15 protein-coding genes and 1 pseudogene are annotated in these 22,551 nt (G+C 71.5%); 8 read left to right on the top strand and 8 right to left on the bottom strand.

The window, feature by feature from the left end:
- The first annotated feature begins 84 nt into the window (after positions 1 to 84).
- The 7 genes from katG (at position 85) to pqqE (ending at position 7,065) form a co-directional block, all read left to right on the top strand.
- Positions 85 to 2,229 (top strand): catalase/peroxidase HPI, encoded by a 2,145-nt coding sequence (gene katG, locus C3492_RS31985; RefSeq protein ID WP_103816139.1) that lies wholly within the window; start codon positions 85 to 87, stop codon positions 2,227 to 2,229.
- A gap of 275 nt (positions 2,230 to 2,504) precedes the next feature.
- Positions 2,505 to 2,969 carry an MSMEG_3727 family PQQ-associated protein gene (locus C3492_RS31980; protein WP_103816138.1) on the top strand — a complete coding sequence of 155 codons (465 nt, stop codon included), beginning with the start codon at positions 2,505 to 2,507 and terminating at the stop codon, positions 2,967 to 2,969.
- A 22-nt stretch (positions 2,970 to 2,991) separates the two neighbouring features.
- Entirely contained in the window at positions 2,992 to 4,701 is a 1,710-nt protein-coding gene (locus C3492_RS31975) for a PQQ-dependent dehydrogenase, methanol/ethanol family (RefSeq protein WP_103816137.1), read from the top strand.
- A gap of 47 nt (positions 4,702 to 4,748) precedes the next feature.
- Entirely contained in the window at positions 4,749 to 4,844 is a 96-nt protein-coding gene (gene pqqA, locus C3492_RS31970; protein ID WP_103816136.1) for a pyrroloquinoline quinone precursor peptide PqqA, read from the top strand.
- Positions 4,845 to 4,935: 91 nt separating this feature from the next.
- Positions 4,936 to 5,634: a pyrroloquinoline-quinone synthase PqqC gene (pqqC, locus tag C3492_RS31965; protein ID WP_103816135.1), complete on the top strand. Its 699-nt coding sequence runs from the start codon at positions 4,936 to 4,938 to the stop codon at positions 5,632 to 5,634.
- 5 nt (positions 5,635 to 5,639) lie between these two features.
- A complete protein-coding gene (pqqD, locus tag C3492_RS31960; protein WP_103816222.1) occupies positions 5,640 to 5,969 on the top strand; it encodes a pyrroloquinoline quinone biosynthesis peptide chaperone PqqD in 330 nt (109 codons plus the stop codon).
- Positions 5,962 to 7,065 (top strand): pyrroloquinoline quinone biosynthesis protein PqqE, encoded by a 1,104-nt coding sequence (gene pqqE / locus C3492_RS31955; RefSeq protein WP_103816134.1) that lies wholly within the window; start codon positions 5,962 to 5,964, stop codon positions 7,063 to 7,065. Before pqqD ends, pqqE begins: the two co-directional genes overlap by 8 nt.
- A 103-nt stretch (positions 7,066 to 7,168) precedes the next feature.
- Here the strand turns inward: pqqE and C3492_RS31950 are convergent, their stop codons facing one another.
- The 4 genes and pseudogenes from C3492_RS31950 to C3492_RS31935 all read right to left on the bottom strand — a co-directional run bounded on the left by C3492_RS31950 (position 7,169) and on the right by C3492_RS31935 (position 12,593).
- The gene (locus tag C3492_RS31950; RefSeq protein WP_103816133.1) at positions 7,169 to 7,708 is read right to left on the bottom strand and encodes a manganese efflux pump; all 540 of its coding nucleotides are present in this window, start codon (positions 7,706 to 7,708) and stop codon (positions 7,169 to 7,171) included.
- 190 nt (positions 7,709 to 7,898) lie between these two features.
- The gene (locus C3492_RS31945; protein ID WP_181140660.1) at positions 7,899 to 9,149 is read right to left on the bottom strand and encodes an Ig-like domain-containing protein; all 1,251 of its coding nucleotides are present in this window, start codon (positions 9,147 to 9,149) and stop codon (positions 7,899 to 7,901) included.
- A gap of 169 nt (positions 9,150 to 9,318) precedes the next feature.
- Positions 9,319 to 9,651, bottom strand: coding sequence for a putative quinol monooxygenase (locus C3492_RS31940; RefSeq protein WP_103816132.1), 333 nt, complete (start codon positions 9,649 to 9,651; stop codon positions 9,319 to 9,321).
- 126 nt (positions 9,652 to 9,777) lie between these two features.
- Positions 9,778 to 12,593: pseudogene (locus tag C3492_RS31935) on the bottom strand (SpoIIE family protein phosphatase).
- A 155-nt stretch (positions 12,594 to 12,748) separates the two neighbouring features.
- On the opposite strand from C3492_RS31935, the gene C3492_RS31930 reads away from it, so the two are divergent.
- A complete protein-coding gene (locus tag C3492_RS31930; RefSeq protein WP_258056022.1) occupies positions 12,749 to 13,795 on the top strand; it encodes a PP2C family protein-serine/threonine phosphatase in 1,047 nt (348 codons plus the stop codon).
- Here the strand turns inward: C3492_RS31930 and C3492_RS31925 are convergent.
- The 4 genes from C3492_RS31925 to C3492_RS31910 all read right to left on the bottom strand — a co-directional run bounded on the left by C3492_RS31925 (position 13,792) and on the right by C3492_RS31910 (position 21,864).
- The gene (locus C3492_RS31925; protein WP_103816130.1) at positions 13,792 to 16,173 is read right to left on the bottom strand and encodes a SpoIIE family protein phosphatase; all 2,382 of its coding nucleotides are present in this window, start codon (positions 16,171 to 16,173) and stop codon (positions 13,792 to 13,794) included. The genes C3492_RS31930 and C3492_RS31925 overlap by 4 nt on opposite strands.
- 157 nt (positions 16,174 to 16,330) lie before the next feature.
- Entirely contained in the window at positions 16,331 to 19,144 is a 2,814-nt protein-coding gene (locus tag C3492_RS31920) for a M48 family metalloprotease (RefSeq protein WP_308461170.1), read from the bottom strand.
- Positions 19,141 to 19,662 carry a hypothetical protein gene (locus C3492_RS31915; RefSeq protein ID WP_103816129.1) on the bottom strand — a complete coding sequence of 174 codons (522 nt, stop codon included), beginning with the start codon at positions 19,660 to 19,662 and terminating at the stop codon, positions 19,141 to 19,143. Before C3492_RS31915 ends, C3492_RS31920 begins: the two co-directional genes overlap by 4 nt.
- Positions 19,663 to 19,830: 168 nt before the next feature.
- Complete coding sequence (locus C3492_RS31910; protein WP_103816128.1) at positions 19,831 to 21,864, bottom strand: SpoIIE family protein phosphatase; 2,034 nt, start codon at positions 21,862 to 21,864, stop codon at positions 19,831 to 19,833.
- Between the last annotated feature and the right edge of the window lie 687 nt (positions 21,865 to 22,551).

Here is a 22,551-nt window from a genome sequence, read left to right as displayed (position 1 = left end):
CCTGATGCCGTTGACGGCGGGATGAACGTCGGGGGCGGGGGCGGCCTCGGCCTCTCCGCTCCTACAGGGCCCCGCAGTCACGCGATGGGGGGCCCGAGCAACCGCGCCAGGTGGCCGGACCGGCTCGACCTGGCGATTCTCCGGAAACACCCCGCACTGGCCGATCCCATGGGCGAGGACTTCGACTATGCCGCGGAGTTCCGGACGCTCGACCTCGACGCTCTGGCGCGGGACGTCGACGAGGTGCTCACGACGTCCCAGGAGTGGTGGCCGGCCGACTTCGGCCACTACGGGCCGCTCATGATCCGGATGGTGTGGCACAGCGCAGGTACGTACCGCACCCATGACGGCCGTGGTGGCGCCGGCGCCGGCCTGCAGCGTTTCGCGCCGGTGAACAGCTGGCCGGACAATCGCAATCTCGACAAGGCGCGCCGGCTGCTCTGGCCGGTGAAGAAGAAGTACGGCCGCAAGATCTCCTGGGCCGACCTGATGATCTTCGCGGGCAACCGTGCCCTGGAGACGATGGGCCTCACGACCTTCGGCTTCGCCGGCGGCCGGGCGGACGTCTTCGCGCCCGGCGAGGACGTCTACTGGGGCCCCGAGCACGCCTGGCTCGGCGACGAACGTCACGACGGTGTCCGGGAGCTGGAGCACCCTCTGGCCGCCGACCAGATGGGCCTCATCTACGTCAACCCGGAGGGCCCGAACACCGTCCCGGACCCGGTCACCGCGGCCCGGGACATTCGCCAGACGTTCCGGCGCATGGGAATGAACGACGAGGAGACCGTCGCGCTCATCGCCGGCGGTCACACGTTCGGCAAAACCCACGGCGCGGCCGACCCGGTCGCCTGCCTCGGCCCCGAACCCGAGGGCGCCCCCCTTGAGGAGCAGGGATTGGGGTGGAGGAGCAGTCACGGCACCGGGAAGGGCAGGGACGCCGTCTCCAGCGGGCTTGAGGGTACGTGGACCCCCACCCCGACGAGATGGGACAACAGCTTCTTCGAGACCCTGTTCGGCTATGAGTGGGACCTGGAGCTGAGCCCCGCCGGTCTGTGGCAGTGGATCCCGAGGGACGGCGGCGGGGCCGGCACCGTGCCGGACGCCCACGATCCGTCGACGACACACGCCCCGACGATCCTGACGACGGACCTCGCGCTTCGGTCGGACCCCGTCTACGAGTCGATCTCTCGACGCTTCCTGGAGAACCCGGACCAGCTCGCGGACGCGTTCGCCCGGGTCTGGTTCAAGCTGACTCACCTCGACATGGGCCCGATCCAGCGCTACCTCGGACCGCTGGTTCCCCGGCAGACGCTGCTCTGGCAGGACCCGGTCCCGGCCGTGGACCACGTGCTCGTCGGGGACGCGGACATCGCCGCGCTCAAGAGCCAGGTCCTCGCATCCGGGCTGTCCGTCTCCCAGCTCGTCTCGACCGCGTGGGCGTCGGCCTCGACGTTCCGCGTCAGCGACAAGCGGGGTGGAGCCAACGGCGCGCGCATCCGCCTTGAGCCACAGCGGGGCTGGGAGGTCAACGACCCCGAAACCCTGGCACGAGTGCTGCGCACACTGGAGGCGATCCAGGAGTCCTTCAACAGTCTCCAGACCGAGAACAAGAAGATCTCGCTGGCCGACCTCATCGTGCTCGGCGGAGCCGCCGCCGTCGAGCAGGCCGCCAAGACCGCCGGCCACGACGTCCAGGTCCCCTTCAGCCCGGGACGCACGGACGCGACGCGGGAGTGGACCGATGTGGAGTCCTTCTCCGCGCTCGAACCGGCCGCGGACGGGTTCCGCAACTACCGAGGCAAGGGCAGCCGGCTGCCGTCGGAGCACCTGCTGGTCGACCGCGCGAACCTGCTGGACCTGAGCGTGCCCGAGATGACCGTCCTCGTGGGTGGCCTGCGGGTGCTGGGCGCCAACCACCAGCAGTCGCCACTGGGTGTCCTCACCTCGGCGCCCGGGTCGCTGACCAACGACTTCTTCGTGAATCTGCTCGACACGGGCACGGAATGGACGCCGACATCCGCGGATGCGGAAACCTTCGAGGGGCGCGACCGCGCCACCGGCGAGGTCAGGTGGACCGGTAGCCGCGTCGACCTCGTCTTCGGCTCGAACCCCGAGCTGCGCGCCGTCGCGGAGGTCTACGCCGGCGACGACGCACGGGAGAAGTTCGTGCAGGACTTCGTCGCCGCATGGACCAAGGTCATGAACCTCGATCGGTACGACCTCGCTTGATCGACGCGTCGCCGTGCGGCCCGGCTGCTCCGAACGGGGGCAGATCGGTGACGAACGGCAGATGGTCGCGGACGAACGGCACGAGTCGGCCCGAACCAGGACGCACCTTGTCGGTGTGATCCGTCCGGCGTAGCGTCTTTCCTGAGTACAGACTTCACATCCTTTCCGCTGTTATTCATTCAGCGTTGCGCGCTCCTTGCGTACCGATTCCCGCCGGGCAGCACGCGACGCTAAGAGGGAAATACAGGGAATCGGATGAGGGGAGAGAAGCCCCGATGACGACGACCGCGCACGAGCGAGCCGACCTGCTCGACAAGCTGGGGTTGGCCACACAGAACAAAGCAGCGCTGGGTCAAGTGCTGGGAACCGGGACCATCGGGCAAGCCACCGAGGAACCGGACGGCCGCATGAAGGCCACAATTCGCATCCACCCGGACGAGCTGAGCTGGGATCCTTCTATTCTTGTCATGCCCCACGGAGGCGATATCGAGCTGGAGCTCGTCAATGACGACAAGAACACGCACTGCGCACTTCTGCCGAGCAATGGCGACAGGAAGTTCATCTGGCTGGTGAACCATTCGCACGGGCATGCGCACCTCAACCTCGACGGTCCGGGCTACTACTGGTTCGGCTCGCCCACGGGCAATGACGAGGGCCGGGGGCTGACCGGATCCATAGTGGTCCTGGGAGACGCTCCGCCGGAGGCTCGCCTCGACCGTCCCGAACAGCCGCGGCCGTAGGCAGAAGCAGGAGGTGGAGGAAATGACCGTCGACTACGCCGACTACGTCGACGCGGGTGAGGCTGTCGACCAGGGAACCCTGAACTACAAGACCCCCGGTGGAGACGTCGCGCCGCCGGTAGTGGCCGGTGTCGACTACGAGCGCATACTCAACGCCCGCCAGGAGCCCCAGAACTGGCTGACCTACTACGGCGCCTACAACGGGCAACGCTACAGCCCGCTGGACCAGATCAACACGGACAACGTCAAGCGCATGGTCCCCGCCTGGGTCTTCCAGGCCGGCACGACCGGACTGATCGCGGGCGCGTCGACCTACTCGTTCGAGGCCGCCCCGATCGTCGTCGACGGGGTCATGTTCCTCTCCGGCTGGGACGGCTGGGTCTGGGCCCTCGACGCCAAGACGGGTGTGGAGATCTGGCGGTACAAGCACGCGGTCCCCTTCGACGTGTCCCTGTGCTGCGGGAACGTGAACCGCGGGGTCGCCGTGGCCCAGGGGAAGGTCTTCTTCGTCACGGCGAACGCCCGTGTGCTCGCGCTCGACGCCACCACCGGCAAGCGGGTCTGGGACAAGACCTACGGGGACGTCCGGGCCGGGGAGAGCGCCACGCTCGCCCCTCTGGTCGTGAAGAACATGGTCATCGTCGGAAGTTCCGGTGGCGAGTTCGGCGTACGAGGCCACCTCGACGCGTTCGCTCTCGAAACCGGCGAGCACCAGTGGCGCTGCTACACGGTGCCCAAGCCCGGGGAGCCCGGCTCGGAGACCTGGCCCGCCGACGGCGAGGCCTGGGCACGGGGCGGGGCGAACTGCTGGATCACCGGCACCTTCGACCCGGAGACGAACCTGCTGTACGTGGGCACCGGCAACCCGGCGCCCGACTTCGACGGCGAGGTCCGCGAGGGCGACAACCTGTTCACCGACAGCATCATCGCCGTGGACGTGGACAGCGGTCAGATCCGCTGGCACTACCAGTGCACCCCGCACGACGTGTGGGACTACGACAGCATCGGCGAGTGCATTCTGTTCGAGGAGGACGGACGCAAACTGCTGGGGCACTTCGACAAGAACGGCTACTTCTTCGTCCTCGACCGCACGAACGGCGAGAAGGTCGGGATCACTCCCTTCGTCGACCGCATCACATGGGGGGCGATCACGAGGGACGGCCAGGTGACGGCCAAGGTGTACCCGGACAAGGAGGGAGAACCGGTCCACTTCTACCCGGGTCCGGCCGGTGCCAAGGAATGGACCCACGCGTCCTACAGTCCGAGGACCGGGCTCTTCTACGTCCCGGTCCAGGACACCGGTGCCACGGCCACCCGGCGGCGGCGGGAGTTCAAGGAGAGCATTCCGTACTGGGGTGCGGGCGTCCAGGTGGACATCGAGGACATGGCGGGGTCCATCAGCGCCTTCGACAGCGCCGGCGAGGAGAAGTGGCGCTGGCGCAACGACCTCCCGATGTGCGCCTCGACGCTGGCCACCGGCGGTGACCTGGTGTTCGCCGGTGAACCCTCCGGGGAGTTCAACGCACTCGACGCCCGCACCGGGGAGTTGCTGTGGCAGTTCCAGTGCGGAAGCGGCCACCACAGCAGCCCGACCACCTACATGGTCGACGGCAGGCAGTACGTGGCCGTGCCCGTCGGATGGGGCGGATGGGCCGAGGGATTCCTCCCCGGCATGCTCGGCGCGGGGCACGGAAGCGCCCTGATCGTGTTCGCCCTTCCGGAACCGTCGTAGCGCGGAACCGGAGCCTGACGTGGGTCCGGCAGAGAGGAGGTGAATCCATGGAGTCTCAGCTCGCTGTGTGGGAGACGCCCGACTTCGACGAGATCACAGTCGCGGCAGAGGTGACCATGTACCTCGCTCGGTTGGAGGACTAGCGGATGTGGGGAGGCGCCGGACTGGCCCGGTGCCTCCCGACGGCTCGTTCACGGGTGGCCATGGACGGCGTTGAGGTCCAGGGGTAGAGGCGTGACGACAACAACCATCACAACCGGCGCCGACGGCTTCGTCGAGACGTTGCGGGCCCACTCGCGGCGATACCACGACCAGCACCCGTTCCACGTCCGGATGAACGCCGGCCGGCTGAGCCGCCGGCAGATCCAGGGCTGGGTGGCCAACCGCTTCTACTACCAGGAGAACATCCCCCGCAAGGACGCCGCGATCCTTTCCAACTGCCCCGACGTGGAGGTCCGTCGTCGCTGGATCCGACGGATCGTCGAGCACGACGGCACTGCCGCGGGCGAGGGCGGCATCGAGGCGTGGCTGCGCCTCGCCGAGGCCGCCGGGCTGACCCGTGAGGAGGTCCGGGACCACCGGCACCTGGTACCGGGGGTGCGGTTCGCCGTCGACGCCTACGTGACCTTCGCCCGGACCAGCCCGTGGGTGGAGGCGGTGGCGTCCTCGCTCACCGAACTGTTCGCGCCCGACCTGATGGCGGCGCGGCTCGCCGCGTTCGAGCGGTGGTACCCGTGGATCGCCCCCGAGGGCCTTGCCTACTTCCGCGCCCGCCTGGAGCAGGCCCCCCGCGACTGTGAGCACGCCCTGGAGGTGGTCACCGCGCACTGCCTCTCCGCCGAGGCCCAGGCGCGCGCCGTCGACGCGCTGTCGTTCAAGTGCGATGTCCTGTGGAGCCTCATGGACGCCATCGACCAGGCCTACGTGGAGTGACCACCATGGACCCGACCCATACCGGCACGACCCGGAGCATCAGCACGACCCGGCCCGGCGTCGGGGTGTCCGGCTCGGACCGGCCCCGGTTGGCGGCCCATGTCCGGCTCACCTTCTGCCGGACCAGGCAGTGCAAGGTCCTGCTGCACCCCGAGACGGTGGTGGTTCTGAACGGCAGCGGCGCGGCCATCCTCGAACTGTGCGACGGGCGGCACACCGTGGCCGAGATCGTGGGCGAACTGGGCGCGCGCTACGAGACCGTCCCCGACGACGACGTCAGGCAGTTCCTGGGCCGGCTCGTCGCCCGGCGCTGGGTGGAGCTCACCGATGGATAGCCCCCTCGGGCTGCTCGCCGAGCTGACCTACCGCTGCCCGCTGGCCTGCCCCTACTGCTCCAACCCGCTGAACCTGGCCGACTACCAGGACGAGCTGACCACTGACGAGTGGCTCCGGGTGCTGACCGAGGCCGAGGACCTGGGAGTCCTGCAGTGCCACCTGTCCGGCGGGGAGCCTCTGCTGCGGCGCGACCTGGTGCGGCTCGTCGCGCACGCCCATGCCCTGGGCCTCTACACCAACCTCATCACCAGCGCCCTCGGGTTCTCGCGTCCGAGGGCCGAGCAGTTGCGGGCCGCCGGTCTGGATCACGTACAGATCAGCATCCAGGCCGACGAACCGACCGTGTCCGACCGGATCGCCGGGATCCCGTCCTTCCGGCGCAAGATCGAGGCGATGGGTGTGGTCAAGGAGCTGGGCTGGCCGCTCACGGTGAACGTGGTCCTGCACCGGCACAACATCGACCGCGTCGCCGACGTGCTCGCCCTGGCCGAGGAGGTGGGCGCGGACCGGGTGGAGCTCGCCAACACCCAGTACTACGGCTGGGCCTGGCGGAACCGTGCCGCGCTGCTGCCGAGCCGGGCCCAGCTAGAAGCGGCCGAGGCCGTCGTACGGGCCGCCGACGAGCGGTTGCGGGGCCGTATGGACATCGTCTACGTCATCCCCGACTACTACAGCCGCTACCCGAAGCCCTGCATGGGCGGCTGGGCCTCCCGGCAGCTGACCGTGACGCCGAACGGTGACGTCCTGCCCTGCCCGGCCGCCCAGTCCCTGCCGTTGCCGCGGGCGAGTGTGCGGGAGGACCCGCTGGAGCGCATCTGGGCCGAGGCCCCCGTGATGACCGCGTTCCGCGGGACCGACTGGATGCCGGAACCCTGCCGGAGCTGCCCCCGGCGGGAGGTGGACTTCGGCGGGTGTCGCTGCCAGGCGTTCCTGCTCACCGGCGACGCCGCCCGCACCGACCCGGTCTGTTACCTGTCGCCGGACCACGACCTGGTGGCCAGGGCGGTCGAGGCCGCCAACGCCGGCTCGCGGGACGACGACCTTCCGCTGGTGCCCCGCCCGCACCGACCGGGTCTGCCACCTGTCGCCCGGTGACGACCCGGCGGCCAGAGCGGTCGAGGCCCCCTGCCGGCTCGCGGGTCTGCGATCTTCCGCCGCTCCTCTGTTCGCAGGCCGGCCTGCCTCCCGGTGGAGCGGGTCAGTCGCCGAACCAGAACGGCAGCGTCCCGGCGGCGATGATCAAGGTGACCCCGCTCATCAGGTCCGAGCGGATCCGGATCAGGCGCGCCGCGGCCCGCCCGAGTTGCAGCCCGACCAGCGACAACACGGCCGTCATGCCGCCGAAGACGGCGGCCGAGAACCACGGCGAGAGCCCGAGAACCCCCAGGCTCGCCCCGGCGAGCAAGTTGTCCAGGCTCAGTGTCAACGGGATGCCGAACAACGCCCACGGGTGGTCCAGCTCGTCCGGCTCGGGGTTCCGGAGGGACGAGATGACGAGGTAGAGGCCGTACCCGCCGAGCGCGGCCGCGCCCACCACATCGGCGACGTCCCCGACGGACTCCCCGATCTGGTGACCGATCAGCATCCCGACCAGGGGCATGATCGCGTCCCATAGCCCGAAGGTCAGCGCGACCTGCACCGCGCGCTTCAAACCGAATGGGAGCGTGCCGAGCGCGATCGATACTCGGAGATTGTCGAGACTGAGTACAAAACCCAGGACCACTATTTCCCAGATCATGGCGACACGGCTGCCCGATGACGACCGGCGTCGACGGAAACGACTCCGCCTTCATCAGCATGCACCACAATTCAAAAGAATATCCCAGGCGGTTCACGAAATAAACCTGGCGAACCGATTTCCGGAGAATCTTTGCGGGGGCGCCGGCTTGTTGAACCTGTGCACCTCATTGTTGATACATGTCGTGGTGTCAGGCGGTCGGGCTGCCCGCGACCCACTGCTTCCACGGCATGTTCCAGTCGCTGAGGCCGTTGTCCGGGGCCAGGCTGGTCTTGTCGTCGGAGTTCTTGACGACCACGACGTCACCGATCATCGACTGGTCGAAGAACCACGCGGCGGGCTCCCTGCCGTCGCCGCCGCCCCTGACGTCCTTCAGGCCCACGCAGCCGTGGCTGGTGTTCACCTTGCCGAAGATCGAGTCGGCGGCCCAGTAGTTGCCGTGGATGAACGTGCCCGAGTCGGTCAGGCGCATGGCGTGCGGTACGGCCTTGATGTCGTACGAGGGCTTGCCGTCCTTCTCCGTCAGGCCGACGCTCGCACCGTTCATGTGGACGTGCCCGAACTTCTCGGAGATCACCATCTGGCCGTTGTACGTCGGGTGCTCGGAGCTGCCGGACGAGATCGGGATGGTCTTGATCGTCTTGCCGTCCCGTACGACGGTCATCTGCTTGGTCCTGGCGTCGACGGTGCTGATCTGGCTCCGGCCGATCTTGAACCTGACCGTCTTCCGGACGCCGTCTCGGTTGAGCGTGACGGTGACGGTGGAGCCGGACTTCCAGTACTTCTCGGGGCGGAAGTCCAGGCGGTGGTCGTTCATCCAGTGACCGACGACCTGCTGGCCGCTGCTGGAGCTGACCTGGATCTCCGACTCCACGGCGGCCTTGTCGCCGATCGCCTTGCCGAAGGTGAACGTCACGGGCATGCCCACGCCGACGGTCGAGCCGTCCTGGGGGGAGAGGTGCCCGATGAAGTCGTTCGGGGAGACGGTGGTGATCGTGGCGTTGCCGGTGGCGGAGCGGCCCTTGGCGTCCTCGGCCTCGGCGGCGATCTGATACCTGGTGGCACGCTCCAGCCGTCCGTCCGGCTTCCAGGAAGTGCCGTCCGCGGACAGGGTGCCCGGGACCTCGGCACCGGTCGCGACGGCGGTCATGGTCACCTTGGTGAGCTTGCCCTTGCTGACGGTCACACTGACCGGGCCGTCGATCCCGACGCCGTAGGTGCCTTCCCCGGGCGTGATCTTTATTCGGGCGTCGGAGGCTTCCTGGGTGGCCGCCTGGCTTGCCTGCGCCTGCGGTTTCGGCTGGTTCCCGGCGTCGTTGTCGCCGGTGGCGGCGTTGCTCGTACCACCTAGGGCCGTGAGGGCGAGTACGCCGCCGAGTACGCCGGTCGTAGCCACCAGCCCGGTGCGACGTGTGAACAGCGTGATCAAGCGCTTCTCCATGCCACTGGTCTTTGCATTCCTCCGCTGATCGCCGAAGGAGCGCAACCAGCTATGCCATCACTTATAGGCATACCCAGCTCCAAAAATGGGCAATTTGTGGTGAAGGCCACGCATCTGTCGGAGTGGCGGTCCGCACACGATCTTGGCGACGATGCGGCACCCTGCCAGGTCAGTCCCCGTCCTGTCCCGCCATCTCCGCGAGCAGGGACCAGTCCTCCTGCGGAATCGTCATGTTGACGATGCGCGGCGTCTCGGCGAGGTGTGGCGGCAGCGTCCGCTGCGCGTCGCGGAAGTGCTGCGATCGGACGTGCGCGGCGCCCGCCTCGTCGTCGCGGAACGCCTCGACGAGCACGTACTCGGTCGGATCGTCGACGCTGCGGGACCAGTCGAACCACAGGCACCCCGGTTCGGCGCGTGTCGCCTCGGTGAACGCGGCCGAGATCTCCGGCCATCGGTCGGCGTGCTCCGGCCGCACCCGGAATTTCGCGGTGATGAAGATCATTCCAAGCTCCTCGGTCGACGGGCTCCGTGTCGCGTGCGTCCATGGTCGGTGCGGTCCGCCGCTGACGCCGCCGCCGACGCGCCGGGTGATGTCCGGGCAGGGCGGCGCCCGGGGTGTCACCTCGGCTCACAGGCCGGGATCGTCGAACTGGTCGAGGTCGAACTGGTCGAGGAGGAAGTCGACCGGTGCGAGGCGCGGGGCGGCCGACGTGCCGTCGTGAAGAACCTGTTCGGCCCAGATGACCTTGCCGCGGGTGGTGTACCGCGTCCCCCATCGCTGAGCGAACTGTGCCACCAGGAACAGACCCCGCCCGCCTTCGTCCGTGGTAGCCGCCCGCCGCAGGCGGGGCGAGGTGCCGCTGCCGTCCGAGACCTCGCAGATCAGACAGCGCCCGTGCAGCAGCCGCACGCCCACCGGCGGTGAGCCGTACCGGATCGCGTTCGTGACCAGCTCGCTGACGATCAGCTCCGTGGCGAATCCGGTCTCCTCCAGCCCCCACGTGCGCAACGTCTCCCTGCAACGTGCCCGCACCGAGGGAACCAGCGCCGGATCCGACGGCACGTCCCACTCGGCCACGCGGGAGGGCGGGAACGTCCGGGTGCGTGCCGTGAGCAGCGCGATGTCGTCGGAGGAGTGCGACGGCTTGAGCGCGTCGATCACGGTCTGGCACGTCTCGTCCGGGGTGCGGCTCCCGGACCCGTCCAACGCCCGGCGCAGCCTCTCCAGCCCGACGTCGATGTCCTGGTCGCGGTCCTCCACCAGACCGTCGGTGTACAACACCAGCTGGGAACCCTCCGGCAGGGACAGCTCGGTGGTCTCGAAGGGGTAGCCGCCCAGACCGAGGGGCGCCGAGGCCGGCACCCCGGCACAGGTGACCGTCCCGTCCGGGCGGACCACCACCGGTTCCGGATGCCCCGCGCGGGCCATGGTGCAGGCCCCCGCCACCGGGTCGTAGACCGCGTAGAGGCAGGTCGCCCCGGTCACGCCCACGCCCTCGTGGTCTCCCGCGGCATCACCCGCGCGCTCCTCGTCGTCCATGCGGACGACCAGGTCGTCCAGGTTCCCGAGCACCTCGTCCACGGGCAGGTCCAGGACGGCGAAGTTGTGCACCGCGGTACGCAGCCGGCCCATCGTCGCCGCCGCGTGCAGGCCGCGCCCGACGACGTCGCCCATCACCAGGGCCACACGGGTACCCGGGAGCGGTATGACGTCGAACCAGTCCCCGCCACCCCCGCCTCCGCCGGCAGATACCGCCAGGCCACCTCCAGGGCGTCCTGGTCCGGCTGCCCGCGCGGCAGCAGGCTGCGCTGGAGCGCCACCGCCGTGGCGTGCTCCCGGGTGAACCTCCGCGCGTTGTCGATGGCCACCGCCGCCCGCACGGCCAGTTCCTCCGCGAAGGCGAGATCCTCCGGCTCGAACGCCGGGGACTCCACCGTCCGGTAGAAGTTCACCACACCCAGCGCCACGTTCCGCGCCCGCAGCGGCACGGTCACCAGCGACCGCAACCCGCACTCCAGGGCCCTTCGGGAGCGCTCCGGATCCTGTTCCCGCCAGCCGTGGGCCTGCCGCAGGTCCGCCTCCAGCACGCCCCGTCCCTCCTGCAGCGTCCGCATCTGCGGGCTCCGGGCCGAGAAGGTGATCACTTCGCCCAGCGGATACACCGGGACCCTCCGCCGGGCGCCGCCGATCGCCGCCCGGCGCAGCTGCCGCCAGCCCTCGGCGGTCGGCTCCCACCCCCGCAGCACCGCGTCGAGCAGATCCACCGTCACCAGGTCGGCGAACTGCGGCGCCGCCACCTCGGCCAGCTCCTGGGCCGTACGCTCCACGTCCAGCGTCGTGCCGATCCCCACGCCCGCCTCGTACAGCAGGTCCAGCCGCTCCCGTGCGACCTCCGCCCGCCCCGAGACCGCCGCCAGTTCCGTGGTGTCCCGCAGGGTCACCACGCTGCCTCCCCGGGCGGCCCGCGGGTACGTGGGCCGCTTGTTCACCGCCAGCAACCGGTTCCCCGCGCGATACACCTCATCGTCGACCGCCTCCGGCGACGACAGCAGGCGCATGACCGGCTCCGGCAGTCCCAGCTCCCGCACCGGTAGCCCCTGTAGGTCCTCCGGCAGTCCGAGCAGCCGCGTCGCCTCGTCGTTCGCCAGCAGCAGTCGCCCGTCGGCATCGATGATCAGCACACCCTCCCGCACCGCGTGCAGGACCGCGTCGTGGTGCTCGTACAACTGCGCCAGCTCCACCGGGGACAGGCCGTGCGTCTGCCGCCGCAGCCGCCGGGACACCAGCGTGGTGCCCGCCGTGGCCAGCGCCAGCGCGGTCGCGCCACTGCCCAGGATGATCGGCAGCTGCGGCAGCCACAGGGCCGCGACGTTCCTGACCGTGAGTCCGGCGGAGACCAGCCCTACCACCTTGCCCCGCGGGTCGGTCACCGGGACCACGGCCTGCACGTCGGTCCCCCTGCCCGCGGGCAGGGGCGGCCCGCCGGCCTGCTCGACGACGGTGTGGCCCTTCAGCGCCGGTTCGATGGTGCCGACGAACTGCTTCCCGATCTCGCGCGGGTAGGGGTACGTGTACCGGATCCCGGTCGTGCTCAGGACGACGATGAAATCCATGCCTGTGCGTTTGCGCGCCGCCTCGGCCCGTGGCTGGAGCACCGCTGACGGATCCCGGCTCCGCAGGGCCGCGGCCGTGCCCGGGGCGCTCGCGAAGGACTGGGCCGCGATGACCGACGCGCGTCGCCCCTGCTGCAGAGCGTCCCGCGCCGCCTGGAGGATCATGCCCACCACCGTGGCCAGGACGAGCAGGACCACGATGGCGACCTGGAGAAGGAACACCTGACCGGCCGCACTGCGCAGGTCCAGCAGGGAAGCGCGACGTTCACGCTGGCGTCCCACGGGCGGATGACGTTCCGGGCCCCGAGGATGCCCGGAAAATACCTCCATACACCCTTGATAGCACCACCGGGGACCGGCCGACGCCGATCGAGCGGATGCCTTGTCCCGGAACGAAGCCCGTTTTGCCCCGATAAGATGCTTCAGTGATCAGGAAAGGACGGCCCCGGCGTCACCGCTCTCCCCACGGTGGGCGACGCGGAGCCGTGGTGCTGCCGCCCGTCGTTCTGACCGTCCTGATCTCCGCCCTGGCCTTCGCCACCCCCAGGGAGGTCGCCTTCAGCCGTCTCCTGCCCGCCGCCCCCGCCCTCGCCGCCGCGATGTGGCCCGTGGTCCCGACCATCCTGCTCGGGGCGTTCTGTCTGCTGGTCATGTCCGGACTCGGCCTCGTCTACTCCGATCTCGGAACGCCCTACACGGCGGCCGCGATCGTCGCGGTCACTGCGGCGGCCGCCTACACGAGCCATCTGCGGCTCCAGCGCGAGGAGGCACTCTTCCAGATCCGGCTCGTCGCCGACGCGGCGCAGCAGGTGCTGCTGCGCCCGCTGCCGAGACGGGTCCAGGACGTCGAGATCGAGTCGCTGTACCTGGCGGCCCAGGAGCAGGCCCGGATCGGAGGCGACTTCTACGAGGTGGCCGACACCCCGTACGGAGTCCGGCTGCTCATCGGTGACGTGCGCGGCAAGGGACTGTCGGCGGTGGGGGCCGCCTCGGCGGTGATCAACTGCTTCCGGGAGAACGCCTACGACCAGCCCGACCTGAGGAGCATCGTCCATCGCCTGGAGACCAGCATCGGCCGCTACAGTGTCGCGATCCTCGACCCCGATCAGCCCGAGCACTTCGCCACGGCTCTGATCGCCGAGATCCAGTACGGCGGCGGGCAGGTGAGGATCCTCAACTGTGGGCACCCCCCGCCCCTGCTGATGCGGAGCGGAGAAATCCGCGTCCTTGAGCCCACCGCTCCCTCGCCGCCCCTCAACCTCGCGACGCTCCTCGGAGACGACTACAACATCGACACCATCACCTTCACCTCGGGCGACCAGATGCTGCTCTACACCGACGGCGTGACGGAGACCCGGGACCGTGCAGGCACGTTCTTCGCGCTACCGGAGTGGATGCGGCAACTCGGTCCGGCGGCACCCCGGGAACTGCTGGACCGGCTCCACCGGGACCTGCTCCACTACAGCGGCGGAAGGCTGGACGACGACATCGCCGCCGTCGCCGTCCGCTGCGCCGCGGCACGGCGCTCCTAGGGAATGGCCAGCTCGGCCCAGATGGTCTTCCCGGACGCGGTGTAGCGCGTCCCCCAGCGCTGGGACATCTGGGCGACGAGGAAGAGGCCGCGGCCACCCTCGTCGTCCCGGCGCGCCCGCCGCAGATGGGGCGCGGTGTGCGCGTTGTCGGACACCTCGCACAGCAGGCAGCGGTCCCTGATCAGCCTCAGCATGACGGGCCCGGTGGCGTACCGGATGCTGTTGGTGACCAGCTCGCTCACCACGAGAGCCGCACTGAACGACAGTTCGGACAGGCCCCAGTCCGTCAACTGCCGCTCGGTGTCCGTGCGGGCGTGCGCCACCATGGCCGGGTCCGGCGGCAGCTCCAGGTCCGCCACGCGGTCGGTGCCGAGCCGCCGGGTGCGGACGAGCAGCAGCGTGGCATCGTCCGTCTGCGGGCCGGGCGGCCGGGCCGACAGCGCGCGGTCACACAGTTCCTCCAGGGGGCACCGCTGCCAGGTGAGGACATGGGCCAGGCGGTCGATTCCGCTGTCGATGTCGGTGTGCCGGTCCTCCACCACCCCGTCGGTGAACAGCGCCACGACGCTGCCGCTGGACAGACTCAGCTCGACGTTCTCGTAGGGCAGGCCGCCCAGCCCCAGAGGTGGCCCCGGCGCCAGCGCGGACAAGGCCACCGAGCCGTTCGCATCGGCCACGACCGGCGGGGGATGGCCCGCGCTCGCCCAGACGCACCGGCCGCTGACCGGATCGTAGATCGCGTACAGGCAGGTCACCCCGAGCGTCTCGTCACCCAGCCCGTCATCGGAATCGGGCTCCGAGTCCTGCGCGACCAGCCCGTCCAGCCGGGTGAGCAGCTCGGCCGGATCCAGGTCCAGCAGGGCCAGGGTCCGTACGGTGGCGCGCAGCCGGCCCATGGTCGCGGCCGCGTGCACCCCGTGGCCCACCACGTCGCCGACGGTCAGCCCCACCCTGGCACCGGACAGCGGGATCAGGTCGAACCAGTCGCCGCCCACCCCCACGCGGCTGTCGGCGGGCAGGTAGCGGTACGCCACGTCGACCGCGCTCTGCTCGGGCAGGTGCTGGGGCAGCAGGCTCCGCTGGAGTACCAGGGCCGCCGCGTGCTGGCTGGTGTAGCGGCGGGCGTTGTCGATGCCCACGGCGGCCCGCTCGGCCAGTTCCACCGCGAGCGTCTGCTCCTCGGGCCCGAAGCGGTCGGGGTTGCTGCTGCGCCGGAAGGTGGCGAGGCCCAGGACCGCGTTGCGGGTGAGCAGCGGGACGAAGAGGCAGGAGTGCGAGGCGGCCGGTCCCGTCCCGCCCGGGGCCACGGACGGGGAGGCGTCGACGACGGGGCGGCTGGTGGCCAGGCTCTGCGCCTGCGGTGACGAGGGCGGGTAGGAGACCGGACTGGTCCGGAACTCCTCCGGAGTCCGGCCGTGCATCCGCAGCAGGCTGTGCCCCGGCGCCGAGCCCGTGGGCGGCTGGCGCCCCTCGATGACCGCCGGCGGCAGGTCCACCAGCACCTCGTCAGCCAGCTGGGGTACCGCCACGTCCGCGAGCTCCGCGGCCGTGCGACGCACGTCCAGCGAGGCACCGATGCGCTTGCCCGCCCGTACGAGCAGGGACAGTCGTTCCTGGGCGCGGTAGCGGTCGGTGATGTCCAGGGACTCCTCGAAGAGCCCCAGCAGTTCGCCCCGGGCGTCCACCAGCCGGTGGTAGGAGCAGGACCAGACGTGCTCGCGCACCGGGTCGGCGGGGGCACGCCCGCGGTAGTGCATGCCCATGATCGGTTCCCCCGTCGTCAGCACGTGCTCCATGATCTGGTCTTCGTCCGGAGGGTGGTGGCGGGAGATGAACTCGCCCTCCGGGAAGAGATCCGCGGCCGGGCGGCCGATGTACTGGTCGATCCCCGCCAGCTCCAGATCGGTGGAGACGTTCCCCCAGACGACCCGCATGTCGGTGTCGAAGATCGTCAGGCCCACGGCGGACTCGGTCGTCAGCCCCTGCAACATCGCCAGCTGCGCCTCCCAGCCGCGCAGCGTGTCCAGGTCGGCCGCGACCACGACGGTCGCGGCGGCGCCGCGGTGCGCGAGCGGGCTGAAGGTCACTGCCGCGCGCAGGGTCCGTCCGTCCCGGCAGCACAGGTCCAGGACGGTGCTGCGGGGCCTGTGCCCCTGGCAGAGCTTGCAGAGGGTGGGCAGCCGCTGCCCCGGGGTCGCCGCGAGCAGCCGGGCAGCCGGCTTCCCGAGCACGTCCTCGGGGGAATGCCCGAGCAGGCGCTCGGCCGAGGATCCCCATCCGGAAACGCGGCCTTCGGCGTCCAGTACCGCGGCGGCGGCCTTGGTGAGGTCCAGCGGACTGTGGAAATCGACGTTGGCGGCATGCGGAAAACGATCCATGGCACCGCTTCCCTCCGTGCTCACTCAGCATCCCGTGCCGGCCGACGGACGACAACCGCACGCGCGGGAGCCGCGTCGCACCGCGGCGGGGGAAACCTCCCGTGCAACGAGTTGCATCGGCCGCCGTGGTCGGAGGGCCGGCGTCATGCCGGGCCGATCAGCCGGTCTTCTTCCACTGCGGCCACTGCTCCAGCGCGGTCGTGACGCGTTGCGTCAGGGGCGGGACGGTCCGGGTCGCCTGTTCGTAGGCGGCGACGAGATCCTCCAGCATCTTGGTGTTGCGCCGCACGTCGTCGGTGTCCGAGTCGAGCACGGACGTGCACGCGCGGGCCGCGTCCCGGCTCCTGGCCAGCAGCCTGGACCACGCGCGGCCCAGTTCCGGGTCGGGGACGCCCAGATGGCGCCGGGCCGTGGCCGTGTCGCGGGCGAGGCCGACGCAGATGGGGCGCAGGGTGTCACCGTCGACGGCACCGGTCTCGGCGTCCGTCGACTCCTTGAACCACTGCGCGAACGCGGTGTAGCGAGACGCCACGGCGGTGATGTCGGCCTGGCCGCTCGTCTTGAACCAGGCCAGCAACTGGAAGCTGCGCACCCGTTCGTCGGTGCCGGCGGCCGGTGGACTGTCGGGTACGGCCAGGGCCGTACCACCGCCGCCCGTCACCGAACGCACAGCCACCACGGACGACGCCACGGCCAGGACCGCCACGGCGCCCACGGCGACGCGGGTCGGCCAGGACCGCCGTAGCGCCCCCGCGGGCACCGGGGGCCGTTGGGCGCGGGGCAGCCGGGCCAGGGGCGCGGCGACCAGAGCGGCGCCGAACATCGCCGGCACGGCCGTCGGCACCAGGATCTCGGTCAGCGACCAGGACGCGTCGGGCAGCCAGTGGCAGGTGTCGCCCATGACCCGCAGTGGGCCCAGGCAGCCGTCGGCGGACTGGAGCGGGAACTGCCCCGCCAGCGCCAGGATCTGGGCGATGCCGGCGGCGGCCAGGGCGCGGGGCAGCCGGTGGGTGCGGGTGGTCACGGCGACGACGGCCGCCGTCACGGCCACGCCGGTCCACAGGGCGACGGTCCGCCACCACATGTAGACGACGCCGAAGGCCGTGCCCCGCTCGCCGAGCGGAGGGCGCCAGGTGTGGGCGTACGCCATCGCCGCCGCCAGGGCGGCCGCAGCGAGCAGACCCCCGGCCAGGCCGGCCAGGAGCGTGGAGCGCAGCCCCGTCGCCCGTGGCCGTCCGAGCAGCAGGACGGCCGGGTACACCCACAGCACCACCGCGGCCGCCGCGATCACGGGGGTCGAGCCCGCGACGCTCACGCTCGTGAGCACCGAGGCGATCCAGGGCAGCACCGCCGCGTACTGTTCCTGCGTCCCCCACGGGCCGGGGAACATCCGGCGGATGTCCTGTTCCAGTCCGCCCGCCTGGTACGGGTTCCCGGCCAGCCACAGCTTGCCCGTTTCCATCCACCAGCTCAGACCGGCCGCCGCCACGACGCAGCCCGCGACGGCCGCGACCAGCACCGCCGCGCGCAGGGCGCGCGGCGTGCCCGAGGTGTCCCGCACGCTCAGCCGGGCGCACCCGGCCAGCCAGCAGACGTAGGCCACGCCCCCGAGGAACGGGAAGAGCAGGGGCTCCAGGTGTGCGGGCCACCAGTCCGGGCCGATGCTCGATCCGGACAGCAACTCCCCGCAGACCAGGCCGAGTCCGAGCGCCGAGCCGGCCCGCACGCCCGACGGGCCGGGGGCGCCCCGGTGCGCGGCGTACAGGGCCGCGCGCCAGACCGAGACCGCCAGGAGGGCAGCCGCCAAGCCCCCGACGAGCCAGGCGGCCGGGCGTGCGTCCCACTGGTCGCTCAGCGCGTTGCCGGTGACCAGGGTCACCGCCCCGAGCAGGAACAACGGCACGTCCGTCAGCGCGAACAGGGCCGCCGGGTCCTCCAGCGCCCGGCGCCGCTCCGCCCAGGACGGGTGACTGCGCCACAACGCCGACACGCTCCGGGCCGGGCGGCCCCGTGCCCCGGCTCGCTCGGCCCGCGCCCGCCAGACAGCGGGATCGGCGCCCAGGGCCACGGCTCCCCGGTCGGCGTACAGCTCGCGGTGGCGCAGGGTGTCGGCGCGCGCCAGGACGACCAGCAGGAACAGGAACGCGGCGGTCGCGATCTCCCGGACCATGTACGGCCGGGAGGCGGGCCAGAAGACGGCGTCGGCGCCCATGAACCAGCCGAATTCCGCCGCGACGAGGCTCCCGCCGAGCACGAGAGTGAACGGGACGGCGGCCAGGATGAGGAAGGCCCGCCAGAGTGCCGTCACGGCGTACGCGATGTCCACGTCCCGGTGGCGCAGATGGGCCAGTTCGTGCAGCACCACGGCCTGGAAGCGGGCCGGGTCGGAGCGGCGGACGTGCAGCAGGCCGTTGCCGAGGCGGAGGGTGCGCCTGCCCGCCCGGCCGAAGACGCTCGCGCCGGCGTCGAAGGCGGTCAGGTCGACCACCAGGTCGGGCAGGGCGCGCACTCCGGCGAGCCCGGCCAACCGGGCGACCTCGGCCCGGATCTCGCCCCGCGGGTCCCGGCCGTGCAGGGGCACCAGGCCGTGCCGCCGCCGTCTCCGGCGCGGCAGCAGCAGGTACACGGCCGTGGCCACGAGCAGGACGACGACACTGCCGGCCAGGCCGTACCACTCCGGAGTCACGGGTGCGCCTTTGGCGCACTCCTTGATCGCCTCCGCGTGCGCGTTGCTCCGTGTCACGTTGTCGATGACGTTGCCGCCCGGGTCGTAGCCCGCCGCGAACTCGCAGACGAACTCGACGTTCTGGACGGGGTACGTCCGCAGGAGGCCGGTCAGCATCTCGATCGTGGCCGCCGCCATCGCGACGACGAGGACGAGGAAGCGTAAGGACGTACCGGCGGGCAGCACGCCCGGGTCGGGCGCCGGCGGCGCCGGGCGGGGCACGGCCGCCTCCGTGGCTCCGCTCACCGGGCCGCCCCGTCCTCCTGACGCCCCCCGCCCTCACCGGGCTGGTCGTCGCGCGGGTCTTCCGTGCCGGCCAGGGCCAGCCGTGCGACCACGCTGTCCGCGAGGCCGTCGGCGTCGGCGAAGCCGCGCCGGACCGCCTCCTCGTGCACCCGCCGCCGTACGGACGCCAGTTGCTCCCGGTCGAGGCGGGGCACCTCGGGCGGGGTGACCGGGCGGCGGGCGGACGGGCGCAGCCGTCCCAGGGCGGTCGCGGCCCGGCTCATCAGCCGCCCGGTGCCGTCCGCGACGGCGGCGCGGCACGCCTCGTCGACCACCAGCAGGACCAGGGGTGTGACCATGGCCGCGACGGTGTCGAGACCGAAGCCCAGCGGGTCGGACCGTCCGCCGGAGGACGCCCGCCGGATCCGCCGTACCACCACGCCGTAGTCCAGGCCGGCCAGGTCATCCACCAACTGCCGTTCGCCCGGGGCGTGTCGGTCGACGACGTCCCGCACCACATCCAGCACGGTCGCACGCATGCGCCCGCTCCTTCCCCCGTCCGCTCCCCGTGCGCACCCGTACCCGGGCGCGCTGTTCGGGTCTTTCCCGCTGGGGCATGCCGTACGCCTGCCGGAACCCCCGGTTCACCGGACCGCCGGGCCGGTACGGCACCGACCGGCCGCGGTGGCTCGGAACGGCCCCCGCGTTCAGCCGGCGTCCAGCTCCTGCTCGCACCAGATCGTCTTGCCCCGGCGTCCGAACCGGGTGCCCCAGCGGGCGGCGAGCTGGGCGACGAGCGCCAGGCCTCGGCCGCCCTCGTCGATGGCGCGGGCGTTGCGCAGGTGGGGTGAGGTGCTGCTGCCGTCGGACACCTCGCACATGAGGCTCCGGTCGCGGATCATGCGCAGCCGGATCGGTGGACTGCCGTACCGGATGGCGTTGGTGACCAGTTCGCTGACGATCAGTTCGGTCGTGAAGGCGAGGTCCCCCAGTCCCCAGGCCGCGAGCTGGTGTTCGGCGAGCCGGCGGGCGGTGCCGACGACGGCCGGATCCTTGGGCAGCGTCCACTCGGCGAGCTGGTCCTCCGCCAGGCCGCGGGTGCGGGCGAGCAGCAGAACGGCGTCGTCCTCGCCCTGGCTGGGCAGGAGGGCGTACACCGCGTCGTCGGCGAGCCGGCGCAAGGGGCGGTCGGGATGGCTCAGGACGCGCAGCAGGGTCTGCCGGGCGCCCGGCGCCGCGCGGACGAGCCCGTTGGTGTACAGCGCCAGCAGGCTTCCGTCCGGCAGCTCGACGCGCACCGCCTCGTACCCGCCGCGCCCCGCGCCGAGCAGCGGGCCGGCGGGCGGTTCGAGGACCAGGGGATCGCCGAGCGCGCCGAGGGCCACCGGGGGCGCGTGCCCCGCGCTGGCGGCCGTACAGGAGCGGGTCACCGGGTCGAACACCGCGTACAGGCAGGACGCCGTGACCGGCTCGCCCGTGTCCCGCGTCAACGAGACGGTGATGTCGTCGAGGCAGGTGAGCAGCTCCTCCGGCGCCAGGTCCCGGACCGCGAGGGTCGTCAGTGCGGTGCGTAACTGCCCCATGGCGGCCGCCACTTCGATGCCGCTGCCGGCGACGTCGCCGACGGTCAGGGCCACCCGGCTGCCGGAGAGGGGGATGACGTCGTACCAGTCCCCGCCGCCGCCCGTGGTGCCGGGCAGGTGGAGGGCGGCGGTGTCGACCGCGGTCAGCCGCGGCGGGGTGCGGGGCAGCAGATGGCGTTGCAGGCCGGTCGCGATGGTGCGCTCGCGGGCGTAGCTGCGGGCGTTGTCGATGCTGAGCGCCGTACGCTGGGCCAGCTGCTCGGCCAGGGAGAGATCGTCCTCGTCGTACGGCCGAGGGTCACGGTGCCGGTAGAAGCAGACGACCCCGAGGACGGTGTGGCGCACCACCAGCGGGGTGATCAGGAGCGAGTGCACACCCGCGTCGGTCAGCAGCCTGGCCCGCTCGGGATCGGTGGCCAGCCACGGTTCGTCCGGCGTCAGGTGGGTGACGAGCCGGGGCGAGGCGTCCTGGAGGCTCCGGCTGAAGGGCGTGGGGAAGGGGAAGGTGTCCAGAGTGCCCGAGGGCCCCTGCCGCCCGGGGTCCCTCACCGAACGGAAGGCGACCCGGCGCAGGGGTACGTCCGCGTCGACCGGACCTCCCGACAGCGCGGCGCCGCGCACCGCCTCGTCCAGCACGTCCACCGACACCGCGTCCGCGAACCGGCCCACCACCACCGCGGCCAGCGCGTCCGCCGTGTCCCGCACGTCCAGGCTGGTGCCGATGGCCTGGTGGGCGTCGTGCAGGATGTCCAGCCGGTCGGCCGTGTGCTGGCGTGCGGAGACGTCCTCCACGACGGCGACGCCCAGGACCTGTCCGCCACCGGGACGGACCCGGAAGGCCGACACCGAGAGCACCGTCTCCTGCTCCGGGCCACCCGGCGGCCGGCCGCGGATCAGACGGCCTCGGACCCGCGCCTCCCCCGTGAGCACCTGACGGGCGAGCGAGAGCAGTTCCGGATCGTGGAAGCCCTCCGCCACCTCGTCGAGCCGCCGCCCGAGCACCGCGTCGCCGGGCAGTCCGCGCACTCCGCGCCGCGCGGTGTTGTAGCGCACGATCCGCAGCTGTTCGTCGAACACGTACAGCCCCATGGGCGCCTGGGTGAACAGCGCCTCCAGCACGGTGGCCGACAGGTCCTCGCTGTCGTGCGGCGACGACATCGCCGGGCCTAGCCTCGTGCGCCCGGGGCATCGGGGGTGGGGACCACGGCAGCCGGTCCGCTCGCGCGGCGGGGGACCGTGCGGTGGGCGGCGAAGACGCTCGGCGAGCCGGAACGGGGAGAGCACGGGCGGTCGGGCACAACCCCGGAGGGGACCGGCGCGCGGGTCTGCGGGTCTGCGGTGAGACCATGATCGGCGATGGGCGGATAGCGGCGCATCACAGGCCCCTTCGGCGTCGACACCGGGCTCTCTCTTGCGACCCTGGCGGGTGGGCCGGACGGCAGCCATCGGGGTGAGCCGAGCGGGTGAACGGTGCGGGCCGGGGCCAGGGGGGGGCAGGGGGCCAGCGGAACGCGGACGTGAGCGGGCGTGACCGGTGGGCGGACCGTGCGACCGGTGGCCGCCCGGGACCGTGGTGCGTGCGCCGAGCACCGGCCGGCCGCGTTCGGGTCCGCCGGGGGCGCCCGCGGGCCGGGCCGCGTCCTCCGGGCCGTTGGCGCCCCCGCGGTTGAACCCCTTGACCATCCGCGCTCCGGCGGAAACGGGACGACCGCCGCGCGGAGCGCCGCCGACCCCTGTTGAGCAGCGGAATACGGGTGGGAGCGACCGTGTTGGACGGGCATAGTTGAAACGTCAACGTTCTGGAAGGCGGGAGGACGGATGCAGTTCGGTATCTTCACCGTCGGT

The sequence above is a fragment of the Streptomyces sp. Ru62 genome, assembly GCF_002920615.1.
In the GTDB taxonomy this organism is placed as follows: domain Bacteria; phylum Actinomycetota; class Actinomycetes; order Streptomycetales; family Streptomycetaceae; genus Streptomyces.
The sequence above is the reverse complement of the archived record's forward strand: the minus strand, read 5'-3'. Positions and strand labels throughout refer to the sequence as shown.